Annotated in this window: 17 protein-coding genes, 3 pseudogenes and 1 riboswitch; of the genes and pseudogenes, 9 read left to right on the forward strand and 11 right to left on the reverse strand. The window is 68.9% G+C overall.

Annotated features, from left to right (window positions below; translation table 11 throughout):
• Window positions 1-18 precede the first annotated feature (18 nt).
• From SGFS_RS41295 to SGFS_RS41310, 4 genes are all read right to left on the reverse strand, one after another.
• Window positions 19-1,038: a phytoene/squalene synthase family protein gene (locus tag SGFS_RS41295; RefSeq protein ID WP_286257427.1), complete on the reverse strand. Its 1,020-nt coding sequence runs from the start codon at window positions 1,036-1,038 to the stop codon at window positions 19-21.
• Window positions 1,039-1,147: 109 nt separating this feature from the next.
• On the reverse strand, window positions 1,148-2,926 hold the full coding sequence (locus SGFS_RS41300; RefSeq protein ID WP_286257428.1) for a thiamine pyrophosphate-binding protein: 1,779 nt from the start codon (window positions 2,924-2,926) through the stop codon (window positions 1,148-1,150).
• Window positions 2,927-2,959: 33 nt separating this feature from the next.
• Complete coding sequence (locus SGFS_RS41305; protein ID WP_286257429.1) at window positions 2,960-3,640, reverse strand: hypothetical protein; 681 nt, start codon at window positions 3,638-3,640, stop codon at window positions 2,960-2,962.
• Between the two features lie 54 nt (window positions 3,641-3,694).
• On the reverse strand, window positions 3,695-4,828 hold the full coding sequence (locus SGFS_RS41310; protein ID WP_286257430.1) for a 3-oxoacyl-ACP synthase III family protein: 1,134 nt from the start codon (window positions 4,826-4,828) through the stop codon (window positions 3,695-3,697).
• 360 nt (window positions 4,829-5,188) lie between these two features.
• Between SGFS_RS41310 and trpD the strand changes: the two genes are divergently transcribed.
• The gene (trpD, locus tag SGFS_RS41315; RefSeq protein WP_286257431.1) at window positions 5,189-6,253 is read left to right on the forward strand and encodes an anthranilate phosphoribosyltransferase; all 1,065 of its coding nucleotides are present in this window, start codon (window positions 5,189-5,191) and stop codon (window positions 6,251-6,253) included.
• Between the two features lie 734 nt (window positions 6,254-6,987).
• Window positions 6,988-7,462: pseudogene (locus SGFS_RS51545) on the forward strand (1-deoxy-D-xylulose-5-phosphate synthase N-terminal domain-containing protein); the annotation flags it as partial.
• Between the two features lie 52 nt (window positions 7,463-7,514).
• On the opposite strand, the gene SGFS_RS41320 reads toward SGFS_RS51545, so the two are convergent.
• Window positions 7,515-7,901, reverse strand: a complete 387-nt coding sequence (locus SGFS_RS41320) for a hypothetical protein (RefSeq protein WP_286257432.1) — start codon at window positions 7,899-7,901, stop codon at window positions 7,515-7,517.
• On the opposite strand from SGFS_RS41320, the gene SGFS_RS41325 reads away from it, so the two are divergent.
• Both SGFS_RS41325 and SGFS_RS41330 read left to right on the forward strand, forming a co-directional pair.
• On the forward strand, window positions 7,894-8,547 hold the full coding sequence (locus SGFS_RS41325; RefSeq protein ID WP_286257433.1) for an undecaprenyl diphosphate synthase family protein: 654 nt from the start codon (window positions 7,894-7,896) through the stop codon (window positions 8,545-8,547). The two genes, SGFS_RS41320 and SGFS_RS41325, sit on opposite strands and share 8 nt — an antisense overlap.
• A 342-nt stretch (window positions 8,548-8,889) precedes the next feature.
• Window positions 8,890-9,006, forward strand: a riboswitch (SAM riboswitch).
• A 166-nt stretch (window positions 9,007-9,172) separates the two neighbouring features.
• Window positions 9,173-10,534 carry an aminotransferase class V-fold PLP-dependent enzyme gene (locus SGFS_RS41330; protein ID WP_286257434.1) on the forward strand — a complete coding sequence of 454 codons (1,362 nt, stop codon included), beginning with the start codon at window positions 9,173-9,175 and terminating at the stop codon, window positions 10,532-10,534.
• A gap of 54 nt (window positions 10,535-10,588) precedes the next feature.
• Here the strand turns inward: SGFS_RS41330 and SGFS_RS51550 are convergent.
• From SGFS_RS51550 to SGFS_RS41350, 5 genes and pseudogenes are all read right to left on the reverse strand, one after another.
• Window positions 10,589-10,918, reverse strand: a pseudogene (locus SGFS_RS51550) (response regulator transcription factor); the annotation flags it as partial.
• Between the two features lie 23 nt (window positions 10,919-10,941).
• Window positions 10,942-11,873, reverse strand: a pseudogene (locus SGFS_RS41335) (HAMP domain-containing protein); the annotation flags it as partial.
• Complete coding sequence (locus tag SGFS_RS41340; RefSeq protein WP_286257435.1) at window positions 11,815-12,114, reverse strand: small secreted hydrophilic protein; 300 nt, start codon at window positions 12,112-12,114, stop codon at window positions 11,815-11,817. The gene SGFS_RS41340 and the pseudogene SGFS_RS41335, both read right to left, overlap by 59 nt.
• A 166-nt stretch (window positions 12,115-12,280) precedes the next feature.
• Window positions 12,281-12,562: an Lrp/AsnC family transcriptional regulator gene (locus SGFS_RS41345; protein ID WP_005478309.1), complete on the reverse strand. Its 282-nt coding sequence runs from the start codon at window positions 12,560-12,562 to the stop codon at window positions 12,281-12,283.
• A complete protein-coding gene (locus tag SGFS_RS41350; protein ID WP_286257437.1) occupies window positions 12,559-13,341 on the reverse strand; it encodes a rhomboid family intramembrane serine protease in 783 nt (260 codons plus the stop codon). Before SGFS_RS41350 ends, SGFS_RS41345 begins: the two co-directional genes overlap by 4 nt.
• 187 nt (window positions 13,342-13,528) lie before the next feature.
• Between SGFS_RS41350 and SGFS_RS41355 the strand changes: the two genes are divergently transcribed.
• The 5 genes from SGFS_RS41355 (at window position 13,529) to SGFS_RS41375 (ending at window position 19,108) form a co-directional block, all read left to right on the forward strand.
• Window positions 13,529-13,768 carry a hypothetical protein gene (locus tag SGFS_RS41355; RefSeq protein WP_286257438.1) on the forward strand — a complete coding sequence of 80 codons (240 nt, stop codon included), beginning with the start codon at window positions 13,529-13,531 and terminating at the stop codon, window positions 13,766-13,768.
• A gap of 38 nt (window positions 13,769-13,806) precedes the next feature.
• Window positions 13,807-15,156: an NYN domain-containing protein gene (locus SGFS_RS41360; protein ID WP_286257439.1), complete on the forward strand. Its 1,350-nt coding sequence runs from the start codon at window positions 13,807-13,809 to the stop codon at window positions 15,154-15,156.
• 320 nt (window positions 15,157-15,476) lie between these two features.
• On the forward strand, window positions 15,477-16,508 hold the full coding sequence (locus tag SGFS_RS41365) for a C40 family peptidase (RefSeq protein WP_286257440.1): 1,032 nt from the start codon (window positions 15,477-15,479) through the stop codon (window positions 16,506-16,508).
• 326 nt (window positions 16,509-16,834) lie between these two features.
• On the forward strand, window positions 16,835-17,863 hold the full coding sequence (locus SGFS_RS41370) for a C40 family peptidase (protein WP_286257441.1): 1,029 nt from the start codon (window positions 16,835-16,837) through the stop codon (window positions 17,861-17,863).
• 18 nt (window positions 17,864-17,881) lie between these two features.
• Window positions 17,882-19,108: a hypothetical protein gene (locus SGFS_RS41375; protein WP_286257442.1), complete on the forward strand. Its 1,227-nt coding sequence runs from the start codon at window positions 17,882-17,884 to the stop codon at window positions 19,106-19,108.
• Here the strand turns inward: SGFS_RS41375 and SGFS_RS41380 are convergent.
• Window positions 19,096-20,406 carry a glycosyltransferase family 87 protein gene (locus tag SGFS_RS41380; protein ID WP_286260310.1) on the reverse strand — a complete coding sequence of 437 codons (1,311 nt, stop codon included), beginning with the start codon at window positions 20,404-20,406 and terminating at the stop codon, window positions 19,096-19,098. The genes SGFS_RS41375 and SGFS_RS41380 overlap by 13 nt on opposite strands.
• Between the last annotated feature and the right edge of the window lie 216 nt (window positions 20,407-20,622).

A 20,622-nucleotide genomic window follows, 5' to 3' on the forward strand; every position in this document is an offset into this window, starting at 1 on the left:
AAGGGAAGGTAGGGCGGGCTACTCGGTGATGCCGTTCTGGAAAGGAGCGCGCACACGGTAACCACCGCGTATCGACTGCTGGTTGATCTTCCGGGCGCGGGCGATGGCGGCGGCCGTGCGTGTGATCATGAGTCCCGATGTGAGTCCCAGCCCCCGCCGGGAACTCTTGAAGAAGGCGTAGCCGTTCTTGGCCAGCTCGGGGAACATCGAGTCATGGAGCTGGATGTCGGCCTCCATGAACGTCCGCGACGTCGGGTGCAATGTCTGCGGCCAGGAGCGGCCGGCGTCCAAATGCTTCTTGGCCAGGCCGATCTCGAAGCGCATCAGCTCACGCACGGGGTCGCTGATGTGGCCACTGCCAATCTGACGATTCAGGTCCTCGCGCTCCAGACCGAACCGGGCGAGATGTTCCATCGGGAGGTAGAGCCGCCCGAGGTCCAGGTCCTCGCGCAGGTCCCAGAGGAAGTCCAGCAGCTGGAAGGCCGTGATCGTGTGCCGGCAGAGCTCCTCGGCCTCCGCGCTCTGCGGTTCGAAGATCTGATTGATCCACCCGGCGGGGAGCAGGGTCACCGTCTCGAGGAACTCGTCGAGCGCCTCGTCGTTCGCGTACTCGTAGGTCGTCAGGGCCTTGCGGTGTCCGTCGACGAAGTCCGGTACACGGAGGTAGGGCAGGTCCCACGTCCGCAGCGTGTGGACCAGAGCCCGGGCGAGGGACGCGTCCGTCTGCTCCGAGAGGGACAGCGGCCGGTCCACGGGCAGCGGATCACCCTTGGCGATCGCCATATAGGTGCGCTCCCACTCGTCGAGCCTGCGAGCGCGGACCTCGACGCTGTGGTTGATGTCGTCGGCCAGGTTGTCGACGTAGGCGACGAAGGTGATGAAGGCGTCGAAGTAGGATCGTTTGGCCGCGGGGAACATGAACCGGCCCAGGTAGCGGCCGCGGCCGATCTTGCGGAACAGCTGGGAAGTCGTGATGTAGTCGGCGCGCAGTCCGGAGTCCGTGATGCCCGCGAGGTCAAGCTCTTGAACAATCGTCATGTCTGTGCTCTTTCCGATGGGTTCCGCACATCCCCGAAGCCACCGGCCGGCTGGCGTGTGTTCGCGGGGGTATGCGGACGAAGCGGGAGGAGGGCGCGACGGCCGGCTTCTAGAGGGTGCTTCCGCTCATCTCGTACGAGATGAGCGACTGCCCTTGCTGCGGCACCGGCACCGTGGGCTCGTCGGCTGTCAGGAAGGAAGCGAAAGGAGGCACTTCCTCAACGGGGAGCCGGAGCTCCAGAACACCGGGCACGTGGGAGTTGATGCGGTGGTCGTCCAGATGGCGAACGAGTTCCGCACGGGTTCCCGCGCTCGCGACCCACAGTCTGTCCGGGGCGCCGAGCCCCCGTGCCACCGTGCTCACGTCGGCCGGTGTGTAGTCCACAGCCGTGATACGGGAGTCGAAGAATTTCTGCTGCCGGGTGGCGCACATCCCGTGCATACCGTTGTTGAAGACGATGTACAGGATGGGCAGACCGAGTTCGACGGCGGTGTGTATTTCGAGCCCGCTCATCAGGAAGGCGCCGTCGCCGCAGAACACCACGGTCCGGGTGCCTTCACGCGAGCCGAGCTGGGCGCCGATCGCGCCCGCGATGCTGTAACCCATGCCTCCCATGCCCAGCGCGATCGTTGATGTCGATCCCGGTGGTACGGATCCGTAGTGCATGGAGGCGACGCTGCAGTTGCCCGCGTCGTACAGCAGATGCCCCTCGGACGACAAGTGCTCCTGAATCAGTTGGACGGCCTCGCTCTGCATGAGCACGTCGTGCTCGGGCGGAGCGCCGCGGCCGGAGAGCTGAGCGGCCCGCCGGGGAAGGAAGCGGGTCATCGTGTACCCATCGACGACCGGGGCCGTGAAGGGGCTCACCTCCCGCAGCTGTTCCAGAAGCTGGAACACCCGGCCGGCGTCACCTCGTACCGGCATGTCGGCGGCGGAGGAACGTGTCAGCTGGCCGAGGTCGACATTGACCGCGGCGGCCTTCGACGGATCCCAGCCGCGCATCGCCCTTCTGGTCATCATGGTCAGGCCGGTGCCGACCAGCACCACGAAGTCCGATAGCTCCACGTAGGCGGCGGCGGAGGGATGGCCTCCCTCGCCGACAACTCCCAGATACAGGGGGTTGTCGTTGGGGAATTCGCCCCGGGCGCCCATGGTCGTCACGACGGGGATGCGAGTCCGTTCCGCGAAGATTCGCACGGCTTCGGGGGCACATGACCGGCGGACCCCGTGGCCGAGCAGCAGGACCGGCGAACGGGCCTCGCTCAGGCGCTCGAAGAGCGCGTGCACCGCTGCCTCGTCGACCGGCTCCGGATCGATGAAGGCGCTGATGTCGGGGGCCCAGTCGGCGGGTGGCTCACCGACTTCCAGTTCGTGACTGTCCCTGGGAATGAGGAGGGCCACGGGACCCTTGCGGCCGCTGAGGGCCGTGCTGATCGCGTCCCTCAGACAGGGCCAGAACGCGTCGGCATCGGTGATCCGGACGGTCTTCTTGGTGACGGCACTCAGCAGGGGCAGCGCGTCCACAGTGCGGCCCAAGCCGGAGGAGTCCTGGAAGGATCCCTTGCCGTCCAGGGCGGCCGGAGGCTGGCCGATGAGGGCCAGAACCGGCACTGATTCGGCGTAGGACTCGGCCAGTCCCGCCACCAGGTTCACCATGCCGCCGCCCGAGGTCGAGCAGCACACGCCCAGTGTCCGGTGGATCCGGGCCCGGGCGTCGGCCATGAACGCCGCGCCGTCCTCCCGTTTCGCCAGGACGGAGGCGAGGCGCCCTTGCCCGAGTCGTTCGACGGCGTCGTGGATGTGCTCGATGTTCGCGCCACTGACACCGAAGACGTACCTCGTGTCCAGGTCGCGCAGAACCGTGACCAGTGCGTCAGCCAGCCGCATATTCCTGCCCCCGTCCGTAGTGGCTGTGCGGCGTCAGCTCTGCGGCGCGCCGAAACGATGCTCGAGGATCCGCTTGAGGTTGCCCATCTCGATGCTGTGGCCGGCGTGGAACATGGGCCAGATGTCACCGACCCAGACGCGGTCGGTACGGGCGCGGCCCTCAGCGATGTAGTCGGGCACGTTCGGCGTCGAACGGTCGTAGTACGGGTGCTTGCTGTTGGTCCACAGCACCACGGTGCCCGGCTTGTCGAGGACCTTCGCCGAGTCGATGATCGTCAGGTAGTAGCGCATCCAGAGCTCGTGGCCCTGGTCCCAGGCGCACGGGTAGATCACGAGGCCGTGCTCGGGGCCCTTCTGCGCGTCGGCCCGGATGTAGATGTCAGTGTTCGGCTGGATCATCTCGTCGGCCCGGTAGAGGCCGCCGCCCACGTGCTTCATGTTGCGGATGCTGTACGTCCATTCCTCCAGGGAACGGGCGTTGGCGCAGTACTCGAACACGATGTCGTACGGCACGTTGACGTGCTCGGCGAGGGAGCAGTACTGACCGAATATCTCGGTGTGGTCGTAGGTCTCCTTCGTCTTGCTTTCCATCAGTTTCATCATGTCGTCCATGCCGGTGTTCTCGTTCCACACCAGGTCCAGATCCTGAAGGTCGGACCGGTCGAGGACGTAGTTCTGCCTGAGGCCCGACTCGTCAGGGACGCGGGTGGCCATTTTTCCTCCTGATGAAGTGGTGGTGAACGCAGGGCGGCGCGGTTGCCGGATGGCTCAATTCCAGCGCCAGACCATGGAGGCGACGAGTTCGCCGCCGTGTGAGAAAGTGCCGAACGCGATGAGATCTCCTGGGGAGACCAGGTTTTTCTCCAGGGCGTCGGCGAAGGTCACGGGAAGGGAGCCCTGGAAGAGGTTCCCGTAGGTGCTCAGAGTGTCGTGCGCCCGTGAATCATCGAAACCGCAGCGCTTCCGCCACTCCGCGACATATTTCTCGTTCGGCTGGTGTGTGATGAGGCGGGCGATGTCCTCGTTGCGCACGCCGGCTTTTTTCAGAGCGATGTCGACGGCCCGCGGAAGTTGCTCCATGGTGACGGTCCAAAGACGTGCCAGCATCTTCTGGTCGAACTTCACCGTCAGTGCGCCGGAACCGTCAGCCCAGTAGGGGATTTCTATGCCGTCGACGGCACTCGGTTCTACCTTGAGCGCTCCCCAGTTCTCGCCGAAGGCCTGTTCGTGTACGGAGAGAATGGTGGGTTCTGTGCCGGCGGTGAGCAAGGTCGCGGATGCTCCGTCGCCGAGCACTCGGGATTCCGGGCTCTGCTGGAATTCTTCCAGCCGTGAGACGAAGTTGGTGACCGTTACCACGGCCACCGTGCGGTACTGGCCCGAATCGATGAACGCCTTGGCCGTGTTGACGGAGGAGATCCAGGAGCAGCAGCCGTTGTCCACCTGCAGCACGGCTGCCGAGGTGGCGCCCACCGCGTGCTGAATGGCTGTACCGACGCCAGGTGAGAAGGCGTCGTTGAGTTGGGAGGCGCAGATGATGAGATCCACGGCTGCCGCGTCCACACCGTTACGCTCAAGCAGTTTGCTGAGTGCGGCGGTACCCAACTGGGCGGAAGAATATTCGGGCCATGCGAAGCGTCGTTCGTGAACGCCCGCGAAGAACGTGTGATCGCTCAGGTCGCCGCCGTCTTCGGAATGCGACTCGCTGTTGCGAACCACTTTTTCCGGCATGAAATTGACTACATCGACAACGCGAGTTAATACCACAAAACCCCCCATTTTTGCGGTGGCAGTGCCGTGCGTGGAGCGGGCGATTTTGGGAGGTTTCGCAAAGATGCGAGCGCGCTGCAAGATTCCCCGTAAATCCCCCGTGCTTCCTTTGAGCGGCTTGGTGTCGTGCACGTTTCGTAACCGCTACAAAAAGCGAGGTAACTCTATGATCACGATGGTAACGAAAAGATCTCATCCAGATAACTAGATGGTAACGTTCGATGTGTGGGTGTAGATTTCCGTGATGTCCGGATGTGCCGCCGAAGTGGTTGGTCTAACTCTGGCCGCTATGCGCATGCATGTTTCAGCAACCAAATGTGAGATTCCTGACCGGTTCGGCGGAGTGATCGGTGGCGTGCGTGGCGATGGCGGGAAACGTTTGTACGGCGCGGGGCGGAGACCGGGTCCCTGCGGACGCCCGCGGCTGGATAGGGTGGGTTCCTCCCTGCGTAGGGGATGGCTGGCTGAAACCGACGACTCAGGAGCGGCCGTATGAGCGCTGTGACCCCCGCTGGAGGCGACACCGCGGCGGGCCGTTCCTGGCCCGCGGTGCTGAACGCGCTGCTGTCCGGGCACGACCAGGACGCCGGCGCCACGTTCTGGGCGATGGACCAGATCATGCGCGGCGAGGCGACGGACGCGCAGATCGCCGGGTTCGTGGTGGCGCTGCGGGCCAAGGGGGAGACCGTCGACGAGATCACCGGTCTCGTCCAGGCGCTGTACGAGCACGCCAATGTGATCGAGGTGTCCGGTAAGACCGTCGACATCGTCGGTACGGGCGGGGACGGCGCCAAGACGGTCAACATCTCCACGATGTCGTCGATCGTCGTCGCCGGTACGGGCGCGAAGGTCGTCAAGCACGGCAACCGGGCCGCGTCGTCGGCGTCCGGCGCGTCCGATGTGCTGGAGAAGCTCGGCGTCAACCTGGAGCTGACGCCGAAGCGGGTGGCCGAGGTCGCGGAGGAGGCCGGGATCACCTTCTGCTTCGCGGTGAAGTTCCACCCGGCGCTGCGTCATGTGGCGGCCGCGCGCGGGCAGTTGGGCATCCGGACCGTCTTCAACGCGCTCGGGCCGCTGGCCAACCCGGCGAAGGTGAAGGCCCAGGCGGTCGGTGTCGCCGACCCCCGGATGGCCCCGATCATGGCGGGCGTCTTCGCCGAGCGCGGTAACTCCTCCCTGGTCTTCCGCGGCGACGACGGCCTCGACGAGCTGACCACCACCGCCACGTCCCGCGTCTGGGTCGTACGCGACGGCAAGGTGACCGAGGAAGCCTTCGACCCGCGGGACGTGGGGCTGGATCTGGTGCCTGTCGAGGCATTGCGGGGGGCTGACGCCTCCTACAACGCGGATGTCGCGCGACGGCTGCTGGGCGGTGAGACCGGGCCCGTGCGGGACGCTGTGCTTCTGAACTCGGCGGCCGCGCTGGTGGCCCTGGAGCCGGGGACGGGGTCCTTGGCGGAGCAGCTGCGGAGCGGGATGGAGCGGGCGGTGGAGTCGATCGACTCAAGGGCGGCGCAGCGGGTCCTTGAGCGGTGGGTCGCGGCCACCAACGCGTAGCGGCCTGCGGCGGGCGGCGCGGCGGGGGCGAACGACTCCGCCGCCCCTTCGCTCCCGCACGCGGGGGCTCCGGGCGGGGTGGGGCCGGGCCGGGCCGGGCTGATGTCTCGCCGTCGCCGCGCACCGGGCTGCGGCCGGGGCGCTCGCGCTGCCGCCGGTGAAGTTGCGGCCGACGAAGTCCGGCACCTGACCGGACGTGGCTTGGTGAGGCTGAACCTTGTCGGCTGTGGCCGGCAGGGGCAAGGCCCGGCTCGCGCATGAGCCGGCGGACCGGTTCCCTTTCTCGACGAGCAGTTTGGCCGTCGCGGATTCGGGGAGGGATCGCCGCGGTGCCGAGCTGTATCTCGTCGATGAACTCGTACTCACCTGCTATCGGGGATCCTTCGCGAAGTACGCGCGGTTTTTCCCGGGAAGGCGACTTCGGTCTCCAGCTCGCAGTTGTGTTGTTCGAGTTCCTTCAGGCGTACCCGCTCGTTCACCGTCAGTTCGGCGTCGGGAGCCGGTCTCCACTGCTTGACCTCAAGGCGATCCGGACGGCTTCCTCGCGGGGTAGAGGTCTGCGGCCTGGCGCATCGACAGAACATGCCGACCCCGCCGGGAAGAGAAGAAAGTAACTGTGCAGGAGGGGCAGACGGTGTTAGTGTCATGTGCATTCCCCCGTGGTGATCTGTGCGCCCCGGCTTCGGCTGGAGCGGCGGTTCGACGGGGACGGGGGATGGATGACGGGGGCATGAATGAAGGGCTGTACTCAGTCATTTAATAGGAGCCTGGACTCGGCGGATCGGCGATTACGGCCGGAAGCTGTGACCGGTGTGACCGTACACGTGGCGAAACTCCTGGAGTCGGTCACTCTGTCTGACGACTTGCGGTCGCCGGTGCCGGAGCCACTGCCGCACCCAGTGAGGGAGATCCGCGCCTTCCTGATCGAGAAGGTGCGAGCGATCGGCGGGCATTCGGGCCCGAACCTGGCCGTGGCCGAGTTCACCTCGGCTCTGCACGGGGTCTTTGACTTCCCGCGAGACGCGCTCGAGTTCGCCACCGGGCATCGGGCCTGCATCCACAAGCTGATCACCGGCCGTCGCAAGGACTTTGAGAGCCTGCGGCAGGCGGGCGGAGTCGGGCTGCCCTTCCGGAGCGGAGTCCGCGCACGACCTCGTGGAGGATTCCCGTGCCGCCACCGCCCCGTCGTATGCGGACGGGCCGACCAGGACCCGTCGGCTGAACGGCGAATCGGGCCGGTCGGTGATCGGCGCCGGGAACCTCACGGGAGACCCTGGCCCAGGGGCCACTGAACAACCTGGGAGCGTCGCGGGAGCGCCCGGTCTTTCTGGTGCTCAACCACAGCGGTCGCTCTTGTGCTCCCATCACCGGTGCTTTGGCCACGCACTCGGATGTCCTGGACTTCGGCGGCGCTGAAACGCGCCGGAACCTGTTCACCGACCTTGGCCTTGTCCACTTCGGCCATGTTGACGGCCGCAACACCACGGAGATCGAGCCGGTATCGCGGTAAGCGCGGGCAGTGGCTCGGCCGGCGGACCGTGACGACACCCGTCCCTCCCTTGTCGGCCCCCTCATTCACCATGCCGTCGACGCACACCCGCACATCTTCGCGCACAGCGCATTCATCAAAGGAGATCACGGTGACCAACTTGATGCTTCTGCCGGACGGCATGCGCCGCTGGTCCATCGAAAACGGCGTCTCCCTCGACGAGGGCTACAAGGCGATGGCGGACAAGATCATCGAGTTCATCGGCTGGGCCAGAGAGGAAGGCATCACGACCCTCTACATCACGACCTCCTCCGCCGCGAACTTCAGCCGCCCCGAGTCCGCAGTGACAACGTTCTTGGACGCGTTCGACGATGTGGCGCGACGCTCTCACGCCAACTGCAACTTCTCGTTCTCCGGGTCGCTCGACCTAGTGCCCGACCGCTACCTCGAATCGCTGGAGGAAATACGGAAGGCGTCGGACACGGATTCCGAGTTCACGCTGCACTACATCATGGGAATGTCCCTCTCCCGCGAGATCATCGGAATCTTCAACAGGCTCAACGGGAAGATCCCGGCCATGACCGAGGAAATCCTGACCAGCAACGCATATGTCCCGGAACAGGTCGACTTCCTCATCCGTACCGGCGGGGCCGTCCGTATGTCGTCCTTCTTTCCCCTGATGTCCCCGTACGCCGAGCTGTACTTCTCCCCTCTTCTGTTCCCCGACATGACACGAGCCGACTTCGACACCGCGCTGAAGGACCTCCGGCAGCGAGAGCGGCGCTTCGGCGGCTACCCGGCGTGAGCCACAGTCATGCCGCGCGCGACGGTGGTGTCGCCTCGCGAGACGTTCAGGGGGACACCCGGCGGCGGGTGAGGCCGGCCAGCACGCAGACCGTTGCGCTGGTGCGTTTGCCGCTCTTCACGCAAGGGCCGGTGGCGGACGATCTTCGTGATGTGTGCGGCCTGTGCGGCGTGCGGGAATGAAAACCGCCTTGGGGTTGTGGGGGCGGGTACGGGTTGTGCACGGCTGCTCGCCCACTCACCCGCACCCGCCCCGCAACCTCATCCACCCGCGCCCTCCGTGTATCCCGCCATCCGGACAGAAGTTGCGGCGCGGCGATCACTTCACGTACGTTTTTCGGCAGGTCATGAGCGACAGCCAAAAGGCCCCGGCCGGCTGTCCGGCAACCCTCCGTCCGTGGCGGGGTGCCCCGGGTGAAGACCAGGTCGTAGGCAGAGAGGTCTACGGCAAGCGCGGACCCCTCGCGAAACCAGGGGTCCTGGGTCGTTCGAGGGAGCCTTCCGTGAGCAAGCGAATGCGATAGGGCCGCAGAGCCCCGCCTACGCATTTCACCCCTTCCCCTTTCCTGTGTCGTGGACATGTCGTCCGGCACGGTGATTCCGCCTGCTCTCACGGGAGTCCCCCCATGTCTGTCTCCACCCTTGTCGTCGACCAGTCCGTTTATTCCTCGCTGCCCGTTCTGGGAGGAGATGTCACCGTCCCGCTCGTCACCGGCGGTGAGGTCACCTACGCCGCGCTCGACTACGCCGCCAGCGCCCCGGCGCTGCAGCGGGTGTGGGACGACGTGGCGGCGTACGCCCCGTACTACGGGAGCGTGCACCGGGGCGCCGGATACCTGTCGCAGCTGTCCACGGATCTCTTCGAGAACGCCCGGAAGACCGTCGCCGAGTTCCTCGACTGCCGCGACGACGACCAGGTGGTGTTCACCCGGTCGACCACCGACTCGCTCAACCTCCTCGCCGCCGCGCTGCCCGCCGACTGCCAGGTCTTCGTTTTCGAGACCGAGCACCACGCCTCGCTGCTGCCGTGGCGTGACGCACGGGTGACGTACCTGGACGCCCCGCGCACGCCGCAGGAGGCCGTCGCTAGCCTGGAGGGCGCCCTCGCCGGCCGTGACCCGCGGGGGCCAGCGCTGGTGTGCGTCACCGGTGCCTCCAATGTCACCGGGGAGATCTGGCCGGTGCGCGAGCTGGCCGCCGCCGCGCACGCGCACGGCGCGCGGATCGTGCTCGACGCGGCCCAGCTCGCGCCCCACCACCCCGTCTCTGTGCGGGAGTTGGACGTGGACTGGGTCGCCTTCTCGGGGCACAAGCTGTACGCGCCGTTCGGGTCCGGCGTGCTCGCCGGGCGCGCCGACTGGCTGCGCGAGGCGGACCCGTATCTCGCGGGCGGCGGCGCCAGCCGCAAGGTGACCCGGCGTACGGACGGGGGAGTGGACGTCGAGTGGCACGAGACCGCCGCCCGCCACGAGGCCGGCTCGCCCAACGTCATCGGCGCCTACTCCATCGCCTCCGCCTGCAAAGCCCTCACCGGGACCGGGTTCGAGACGCTGGTCGCCCGTGAGCAGTACCTGATCGACACCGTCCGCGCCGGTCTTGCCGAGGTGCCCGAGGTCCGGGTCCTCTCGCTCTTCGGGGACGACGCCCCGCGCGTCGGCGTCATCTCCTTCGTCGTCGAGGGTTGGAACAGCTCCCACTTCGCCGCGGCTCTCTCCGCCGAGTACGGCATCGGCGTACGCGACGGCCTCTTCTGCGCCCACCCGCTGGTCCGCACGCTCCTCGGCAGCGACCCGCAGGCCCAGGGTGAGTGCGGCGCCCCCGAGGCCGGGCCCGGCGAGCGGTCCCTCAACGCGATCCGGGTGAGCTTCGGCGCGGGCACGCCCGACGAGCACGTGGAGCGGTTCGTGGGCGCGGTGAAGGAGCTCGTGCGGGACGGCGCGAAGTGGAACTACCGCACGGAGGACGGCCGTTGCGTCCCGGCTGTCTGATCGCGGCCGTCGAGGCGCCCGGGCCGCCGTACGCAACCGAAGGCGGACTCTCGCCAGCAGCTCCTCGAAGCGGAACGGCTTGGTCATCCAGTCGTCGGTGCCGCCCTCCAGGCCGGCCACGGTGTCGCGTACGGAGTCCCGCGCGGTCAGCACGATCACCGGCACGGTCACCCGGGCCTCGCGCAACTCGCGCAGCACGGTGAACCCGTCGCGCCCGGGCAGCCCGATGTCGAGGACGATCAGGTCGAAGCCGCCGGTGAAGGCGTACTCGTACGCCGCGTCGCCGTCCCCGACCACGGTCGTGGTGAAGCCGCCCGCACGCAGGCCCTTCTCCACGAAGGAGGCGATGCGTTCCTCGTCCTCGACGATGAGAACGCGGTTCACGGGAGCGACCCTTCGCTGTCGGTCTCGCGCTCGGCGGGATCGTCGCCCATCAGCTCCAGATGGCCCCGCACGATCGTGATGGGCGTGCGCAACTCGTGCCCCGTGTCGTCGACGAACTCCCGCTGCGCGGCGAAGGCCCGCTCCAGCCGGTCGAGCATCGCGTTGAACGTCTCGATGAGCGCGGCCACGTCGTCCCGGCCGTGCACCGGGATGCGCCGTGTGAGGTTCTGCTCGGTGAGCTGGGCCGCTGCGGACCGCACCAGCCGTACGGGCTTGAGGATCCGCCCCGCGACCACCCACGCGATACCGGTCGTCATCAGCAGGGTGACCCCGGAGATGGCGAGCAGTACGCGGAACACCTCGTTCGCGCGTACCTTCTCGCTCGCCGGATGGAAGGCGACCACGAACGCCGCGTCCGCCTCGGACCCGTACCTGGCCACCTCCACCTTCGCCCAGCGGATCTCCCCGGCCGCCCGCTCCGGCGTCCCCGTCGACTCGGGCGGGCGGAAGATCTCGCGCCGGGCGTCGGCGTTCTTGTGCAACGGCAGCGCGACGGGAATCTCCCGTTGCTGGCTGATCTAAGTGGGGGCGTGGCCCGTCCGGCCCACCAGTCCGATCAATTCCTCGTCCAGATCGGCGTTCTGCCGCTGCAGGAAGACCCGCAGCGGCCGCGACGGCTCGGTGAACGGCCGCCCGGTCTCCGGATCGACCCCCTGCGCCTGAAAGTGGGTGAACTCCCCGGCCTCCGGCACGAGCAGTTCGTTGATCCGCTGGTCCACGTCCCACAACAGGATCGACCGCGTGGTCGTCGCCACCGAGGCCAGCGACACCGCTATCACCAGCAGCAGCCACAGCAGGATCCGGACCCGGGCCGAGACCCGCCGCGCGGCGGCGCCTCAGCCGTCGTCACCGGCTCCGTCGTCGTCCTGTCCGTCCTGCCCAGGGTTGCCGTCATCGTCATCACTCGCCGGGCTGTCGGTCACCGGAGGCCGTGACACGACCTCGTCACTGGGTGTCGCCTCCGGCCGCGAAGGCGTAGGACTGGGCGACCCACTCTCCAACTCCACCTTCGGCGGCACGATCGGCGGCACTTTTGGGGCCTCCGGGCTGTCGGTCAGGGCGAAACTGGTCGTGGCGATACCGAGCGGAATCGCCACGACGGCGGCAAGGGCCGCGATCCGGCGAGAGAAGACCATGGGAACGATCCTGCGGAGGGGACCAGTCTCCGAGGATGAGCACAGGATGAGTACTTCTTCATCTTCTTGCGCCTGCAAGCTTCCAGGGGCGCGGGGCTGTGCCAATGCGCGGCTCCGCCGCGTGGGCGCGACCAACCCCCACATACCCGCACTCGCCGTACGACCGCTATCCGTCCAACCCGATGGCGAACGCAGCCTCAAGGTCATGCTGGGAGTAAGCACGGAACGCCACATGCGTATCCGTCCCCAGAACCCCGGGAATCTTGCTGATACGCCCCGGAATCACATCGGCCAGATCCTCGTGCTCCTTCACCCGGACCATGGCGACCAGATCGTACGTACCGGTCACGGAGAACACCTCGGTCACAGAATCGATCGCGGCGATGGACTCCGCGATCTCCGGAATCCGGTCCACGCTGGTCTTGATGAGCACGATCGCGGTGATCACGGCTGGTTCTCTCCCTCGGGGGCCGGCGCTGGCGCGTTCACTGGGGCTTTCACTCTAGTCGTACGCCCATATCGCACCCACGCGCAGACGAATCCCAGTCCGAACCCCACCAGATGGGCCAGATAGGCGACCCCGGGCCCGGATGTCTCGCGCCCCGCGGCCAGCCACTGGAGGCTCACCCAGAACGGCAGGGTCACCCAGGCGGGGAAGCGCAACGGCAGGAAGAAGAGGAACGGGAAGAGGCTCGTCACGCGTGCCCCGGGGAACAGGAACAGAAACGCGCCGAGGACCGCGGAGATCGACCCGGACGCGCCGACCAGCGACTGCTGCGAGTCCGCGTGGGCGGCCGCGTACGCCACCAGGGCGAGATAGCCGCAGCCGACGTAGAAGAGGGCGAACTCCACATGGCCCATGCGTTCCTCAGCCATCGCACCGAAGACGTAGAGGAAGAGCATGTTGCCGAGGAGGTGGAGCCAGCTGCCGTGGATGAAGAGGGCTGTGGCGGGGGTCAGGGCGGCGCTGGGGGAGCCGGAGAAGAGCTCGACCGGTACGACACCCCAGCGGCGGAAATAGGCCCGCTGGGCGGCGAGCAGCTCGTCGCCGGTGCCGTACGCCGGGTTCAGGCCCGACGCGGGGCCGATCAGGAAGATCAGGCAGCAGACGGCGATCAGGGTGTACGTCACCGGTGCCGACTCGTTCCGTACGGCCCGGCCGGCCGGCGGCCGCGCCCCGGGGGCGGACCGAGCCCTGAACAAACGTGCGCTCCACTTGCCGATCATGAACAGAGCATGACGTAACAGGACCCACCGGCACAGACCGCCTCGCCGCCGGAGGCGATCGGCGGTGCCACCGGGGGCGCACCGCGGGCGGACGGGCGGCGAGTACCGGTCAGGCCGTAGGGTTACGAGCCACACGCACCGGGAGGCCGGCGCGTCACGGAGACTGGAAGAAGGAAGAGCAGCCACGATGACGGTTCCCCTGCCGACGGCCTCGACCCGCTGGCGCTGCACGCTCTGCGGCAATCTCACGCGTTTCGACGTGACCCGCTCGTCGAAGGTCGTCGAATATCTGCACCTCGATCTCGCCGGGGAACCGAAGGTCGAGGAGCGCGAGGTGGTCAGTGAGACCATCGAGTCGGTGCGCTGCCGCTGGTGCAACGCCGTGGACCAGGTGGAACTCGTGGACAGGCCGGGCGCCGACTCCTGAGAGGGAGCGGCCCCGCACAGACATAGGGGTGTTGACGGATGGTGGAGACCACGGGCGGGGGGCCGGGCGACGGCGCCGCCGAGGTGCTCGACCGTCCGCTGCCCGAGGGCGTGCGCAAACGGGTCGTGCAGATCGTCTCCGACGGCTTCGGCGGGCTGACGATGGCCGAACTCCCCGCCCAGCTCAGGCAGTACGCCCGTTTCGCCCCGAACCGTCGGGTGAAGTTCGCGGGCAACGCGATGGCGGCCGCCGTGGAGAGCGACACGCTTTTCAGACAGCGGATCGGGGAGCGGTTCAGGGAGTCCCAGCCGGAGCTGTGCGGTGCCCTCGACTCGGGCACGCCGCCGCCGGCCGCGGACCCGCTGGACGTGGCGGCCGCGGCCTATGTGCTGCGCCCCGCGGGCTGGGTGAAGCTGGTGGCCGCCGCCGGCGAGGAGGCGCAGCGGGCGGACGCCGAGCGCGCCGACGAGGAGAGTCGCGCCGAGCTGGAGCGGCTGCGCGAACAGCTCGCCGAGGCCCGCGAGCATACGAAGACGGAGACGGAACGGCTGCGCACGGAGCTGGAATCGGCCAAGAAGGAGGCCGATTCGCTCCACCGCAAGCTGCGGGCCGCACTCAGCGACGTCAAGCGCGGCGAGGCCGCCCTGCGCAAGCTGCACGGCGAGATGGAGACCCTGCGCTCCGAGGGGCACATCCAGGTGTCCGCCGCCGAGAGCGAGAACCGGCGGCTCAAGGCGCGGCTCGGCGAGGCCGAGGCGGCCGTGGAGGCGACCCGCCGGGCGGCCCGCGAGGGACGCAGCGTCGAGGACATGCGCGTACGGCTGCTGCTGGACACCGTGCTGGAAGCGGCCCAGGGGCTCAGGCGCGAGCTGGCACTGCCGCCGGTGTCCGTGCGGCCGGCCGAGACGGTCGACGCGGTGGAGCCGGGGCGGATGACCCCGAAGGACATCGCCGCCCGCGCGCTGTCCGAGAACGACCCCGCGATCCTCGACCAGTTGCTGGCGCTGCCGCAGGCGCATCTCGTCGTCGACGGCTACAACGTCACCAAGACCGGCTACCCGCAGATGCCCCTGGAACAGCAGCGGCTCAGGCTGCTGGGCCAGCTCTCGCAGCTCGCCGCGCAGACCGGCGCCGAGGTGACCTGTGTCTTCGACGGGGCCGAGCTGGCGGCTCCGGTGCTGCTCGCGCCGCCGCGCGGGGTGCGGGTGCTGTTCTCCAAGCCGGGGGTCACCGCCGACGAGTTGATCCGCCAGCTGGTGCGCGCGGAGCCGCCGGGGCGGCCCGTCATCGTCGCCTCCACCGACCGTGAGGTGGCCGACGGGATCGCCAAGGCGGGTGCCCGCCCGGTGGCCTCCGTGGTGCTCCTCAAGCGCCTGACGCGTGGCTGAAACCTGACCCTGCTCGGTGAAGTCCGGTATGCCCCATCAAGGCCGTACGCACCAAGCGCAACATCCGTCTCTTGTGTCCGAATTGGCGGGACCTGCGTGCAACGTACGGTCAGTCGGCCACTACCACACGTGAGTTGCCTGCAAAAAACTCATTACATGGCGCAGATTTTTCACCCGAGGATTTGAACTGATCACAAGTGGGTCACTAGGGTCAGGCGTCGAACCTCCGCTCGGTTGATCGCTTCACGGGAAGCGACGGTGGAGGGGCACCGCCCACCGGCGTGTCGGTAGGCGGCTGAAGGAAGAAGGAGCTCGCCTCCGTGGCGTCCCACCGTCGACCGAAGCAGCCGAGCCGCACCCGTGTGACCGTGCTCACCACCGCCGCGGCAGCCGCCGTGGCCATCACCTCGCAGGCCGCCAACGCCGCGCCCAGCGAGAAGCCGAGCAAGGACGAGGTCAAGGCGAAGGTCGACGCGCTCTACGAGCAGGCGGAAGCGGCCACCGAGAAGTACAACGGCGCCAAGGAGAAGGCGGAGAAGCTCCAGAAGGACATCTCCACCATCCAGGACAACGTCGCCCGCGGCCAGGAGGACCTCAACGAGCTGCGTGAGGGCATAGGCCAGGCGGCCAGCGCCCAGTACCGCACCGGCGGCATCGACACCTCGATCCAGCTCTTCCTCTCCGCCGACCCGGACGACTATCTGGACAAGGCCGCCACGCTGGACCAGCTGAGCAGCCAGCAGGTCGATTCGCTGAAGAAGATCCAGGAGAAGCAGCGCTCGCTCGCCCAGCAGCGCGAAGAGGCCACCGAGAAGCTCGACGACCTCGCCGACACCCGCGAGACCCTGGGGAAGAAGAAGAAGGAAGTCCAGGCGAAGCTCGCCCAGGCGCAGAAGCTCCTCAACTCCCTGACGGCCGCCGAGAAGGCCGCCCTCTCCGCCGAGGAGGACCGCGCCACCCGCGACAGCGCCCGCGAGGCCCTCGGCTCCGACGACCCCGCCCCCGGCCGCGCCGCCTCCGCGTACTCCGCCGCGCAGAGCCAGATCGGCAAGCCGTACGTCTACGGCGCCACGGGCACCGCCTCCTACGACTGCTCGGGTCTCACCTCCTGGGCGTACGCCCAGGCCGGCATCACGATCCCGCGTACCTCGCAGGCCCAGGCCAACATCGGCACCCGCATCTACTCGCAGGCCGATCTCCAGGTCGGCGACCTGGTCTTCTTCTACAGCGACATCCACCACGTCGGCTTCTACGCCGGCAACGGGCAGGTCCTGCACGCCCCGCGCTCCGGCACGGTCGTGCGCTACGAGGCGATGAGCAACATGCCGTTCCAGTTCGGCGTGCGGGTCTGATCCGGCCCGGTCCGGGCACCCCTTTCGAGCCATCAGGGCCGATCGTCACACCGTGTGACGATCGGCCCTGTTTTTCTTCAAGATCAGGACACAGCTCCGCCCGAACGGGCGAATTCCCGCACCTCGCGCTGACCCCGCGTCCCGCCGGTGACCTGGCCCCCAGGTCGAGCGTCACGCTGTGTGGCCGCGTAGGTCTTTGGCTGTGACAGGGTCGCGCGGCTACTGTCGGCCGCGCTTCCCTCACCCGCCGTGAGTGCGCCCATCGAGGGCGCCCTGCCGGTGCCGGGGGAGGGCCCTGTCCGCCGTCGAAGGGAGTGCGGCTTCCCGTGGTGTCCCACAGTCGTCTTGTACCGTCCGGGTTCGACCGGGGCGCAGCCGCCGCTCTGGGCGTGCTGTCCGCCGCGGTCGCCGCCCTCGGCGCCATCCCCGTCCAGCCGGCCGCCGCCGCGCCGCACGACGACACCCGGGCCGAGGTGGACCGGCTCTACGAGGAGGCCGAACAGGCCACCGAGGCGTTCAACAAGGCCGACGAGCGCGCCGACAAGCTGCGCGACCAAGTCGGCGACGCGCAGGACGCCATCGCCCGGCAGCAGGACCGCGTCAACGCCATGCGGGGGGCGCTCGGCTCGCTCGCCGGGGCCCAGTACCGCTCCGGCGCCCTCGACCCCTCGCTCGCCCTGCTGTTCTCCGACGACCCGGACGACTATCTCGACAGGGCCGCCGCCCTGGACCGGGTCAGCACCCATCAGGCGGGCGAACTGCGGGACCTCCAGCACGCCATGCGCGCCATCGCCCAGAAGCGCGAGGAGGCCTCCGACCGGCTCACCGAACTGGAGAAGAGCCGCAAGGCCGTCGCCCGGCACAAGCGGACCGTCGAGGCGAAGCTCGCCCGGGCCAGGCAGCTGCTCAACTCCCTCCCGGACGAGGAGCGCGCCGAGTACGACCGCGCCTCCCGCTCCGGCGGCGATCGCACCGACATGCCGGACCTCTCGGGTGCCGTCGCGCCCAACGGCCGCGCGGCCGCCGCCGTGGCCGCCGCCCGCTCGGCGCTCGGCAAGCCGTATGTGTGGGGTGCGACGGGTCCCAGCGGCTTCGACTGCTCGGGCCTGATGGTCTGGTCGTACGCGCAGGCCGGGGTCGGGCTGCCGCGCACCTCGCAGGCCCAGCGGTACGCCGGCACCCAGGTCCCGCTCTCCCAGGCCCAGCCCGGCGACCTCGTCACCTACCGTTCGGACGCCAGCCATGTCGGCATGTACGTCGGCAACGGCCAGGTCATCCACGCCCCCTACCCGGGCGCCCCGGTCCGCTACGACCCCGTCGGCATGATGCCGGTGGCCTCGGTCACCCGCCCCTGACCACCGTACGATCGGGGCGTGGCTGGTCGAAGGCGTGTGCTCCCGAAGGTCGCGGGAACCGTAGGGGTGGCCCTGGCCGTGCTCGTCGGCTGCGGGGGCGCCGACGCGGCCGACGCCGCCCGGGCCGATGTCCAGCGGGTGCTCGACCGGCGGGCGGAGGCGGTGCTGGACCGGGACGCGACGGCGTTCCGGTCGACGGAGGCGCCGACCGGCTCGGTCCAGGGGCAACTGGCCACCGGGACCGCCGAGTTCGAGAACCTCCGCGCGCTCCCCCTGACGTCCTGGTCGTACCACCTCAACACCTTCCGCCGCGCCGGGGACCGGGTCACGGCCGAGGCGGCGCTGCGCTACCGGATACGCGGCTACGACAAGGCGCCCGTCACGGCCGTACGCACGCTGACCCTGACCCGAGCCGACGGCGGCGGTTGGCGGGTCGCCTCCGACGAGCCCTCGAAGAAGGGCACCGAGCAGCTGTGGGAGCAGGGGGAGATACGGGCCGTCAGGGGCGAGCACAGCCTGGTGCTCGGGGTCGGGCAGGCGGAGCGGTCCCTGCGGGGGTACGCGGAGCTGGCGGACCGGGCCGTGCCCGCCGTGACCCGGGCGTGGGGCGAGGACTGGTCCCGGCGGGTCGTGGTCCTCGTCCCGAAGTCGCTGGACGGGATGGCGGGGCTGCTGGGGGCGCCCGCCTCCGGGTACCGGGGGATCGCGGCGGTCACCACCGGTGAGACGGGAGGCTCGGCGAAGGCGCCGGCCGACCGGATCATCGTCAACCCCGACGCGTACCCCGTCCTCGGTGCCTTCGGCAGACAGGTCGTCCTCACCCATGAGACCGCCCATGTCGCCACTCGCGCCCACACCGGCGCCGCGACGCCCCTGTGGCTCTCCGAGGGGTACGCGGACTGGGTCGGTTACCGGTCGAGCGGCCGTACGGCGGCCGAGGTGGCTCCGGAGCTGCGGCGCGCGGTGGCGGAGGGGCGGCTCCCGGACGCGCTGCCGGACGACGCGGACTTCGGCTTCGCCGGGGACGCGACCGGGCTCGCGCGGGCGTACGAGGGGGGCTGGCTGGCCTGTCGGATGATCGCGGACCGGTGGGGTGAGGTGAGGCTGAACGAGTTCTACCGTGCCGTGGGTGAGCACGGGCGGCGCGCCGGGGCTGTGGAGGGGGCGTTGAAGGAGGTGCTGGGGACGACGCTCGATGAGTTCACGGCGCGGTGGCGGGAGTATGTGCGGGGTCAGCTCGGCTGATCCAGGGTTTCGCCCCCGCCGCCCCTACCCGTTCCCATCCGCTGGGGGCCGCGCTCCCAGACCCCCGGGTGGGGTTCTTGGCTGCGCGTTGCGTGTGGCTGGTCGCGCAGTTCCCCGCGCCCCTTACGGGGCGCGTGCTCCTGCCACAGTTCCAAGGCCGCCAGCAGCGTCGCCAGGACCAGGAGGCCGTTGCGGAGGAACATGAGGGTCACGCCCAGCCAGTCGCTCATGACCACGTGGCCGAACCAGATCGGGAACTCCAGGACGGTCACGAAGCTCGCGACGAGGACGACGACCGCCGGGGTCGTCATCCGGCTCGCACGGAAGCAGAGGCAGACCGCCGCCAGGCCGACCAGCCACACCATGTACTGCGGGCTGATCACCCGGCTCGTCGTCGTGAACATCAGCACCGCCACGAACGCGGCGTCCGCGAGGGTGTGCGGCGCGAACCGCCGGGCGCGCGCCCGCCACAGCAGCAGCCAGGCGAACGCGGCCGCGCTGAGCAGCAGGGCCGCGTTGCTGACGACGTCGACGTAGTCGCCGAGGAACTCCACCGAGCCGTAGTTCAGCAGCACCTGGCCGTTCCAGCCGAACTGCCGGGCCACGTGGAAGACGAGGGCGCCCAGCGACTCCACCTCGGTGCCCCGGTCGCGCTGGAAGCTCAGGAAGTCGAAGGCGCCGGGCATGGCGAGGGCGAAGAGGAGGGCCAGGGAGCCCGCCGTCACCGCCGCCGAGGCCCAGGCCGCGCGTGTGCGGGCGCCGAGGAGGAGCAGGACCGGCCACACCTTCAGCAGGGCGCCGAAGGCCACGAGGGCGCCCATCACGCGCGGGTGGCGGCTGCCGGCGAGAAGCGCGGCCACCGCCACCGCCGTCACCATCACGTCGTAGCGCGCGTACACGGTCGGGCCGAGCAGCGGCAGGCCCACCACCCACACCCAGGCGCCGCGTCGCGTCCGGCCGGGGCGGGAGCCCGCGTGAAGGAGCAGGGTGAGGACCGCGAGGTCGGCGAGGAGGGCGAGGACGAAGAAGGCCGACGCGTAGTCCAGGAAGGGCAGAAGCGCCGGGGACAGGATCGCGAGGGCGGCCGCCGGGGGGTACTGCCAGGTCACGTCGCCCTGGGGATACGTTCCGGTGCGCAGGACCTCGTACCAGCCGTGGTAGATGAACGACACGTCGCCGGTGACGTCCGGGCCGGGGAAGACCAGCACCTTGAAGACGTACAACAGCAGGACCAGCCGGCTCGCGCCCCAGGACGCCAGCAGTATCCACGGCAGCCGTCGCGTGCCCGCCCTGTCCACCTGAGCCACCTGGTCCACCTGTGCTTGTCGTCCGTCGTCCGTCGTCCGTGTGCCGCCCGCGCCCGGCCTGTGCGGAGCCGCGCGTGAGGGGGACATGATCTCCTGCCCGGCTGTGACCCGGCCATGAGGCGTCACCGGGTCCCGCGGTGGGAACGGTCGCGAGCGGGGGCGGGGTTCCGGTCCGTGTGAACGGCCTGGGGAGGGACTCGGGTTCTG

The sequence above is a fragment of the Streptomyces graminofaciens genome (assembly GCF_030294945.1).
Classification (GTDB): domain Bacteria; phylum Actinomycetota; class Actinomycetes; order Streptomycetales; family Streptomycetaceae; genus Streptomyces; species Streptomyces graminofaciens.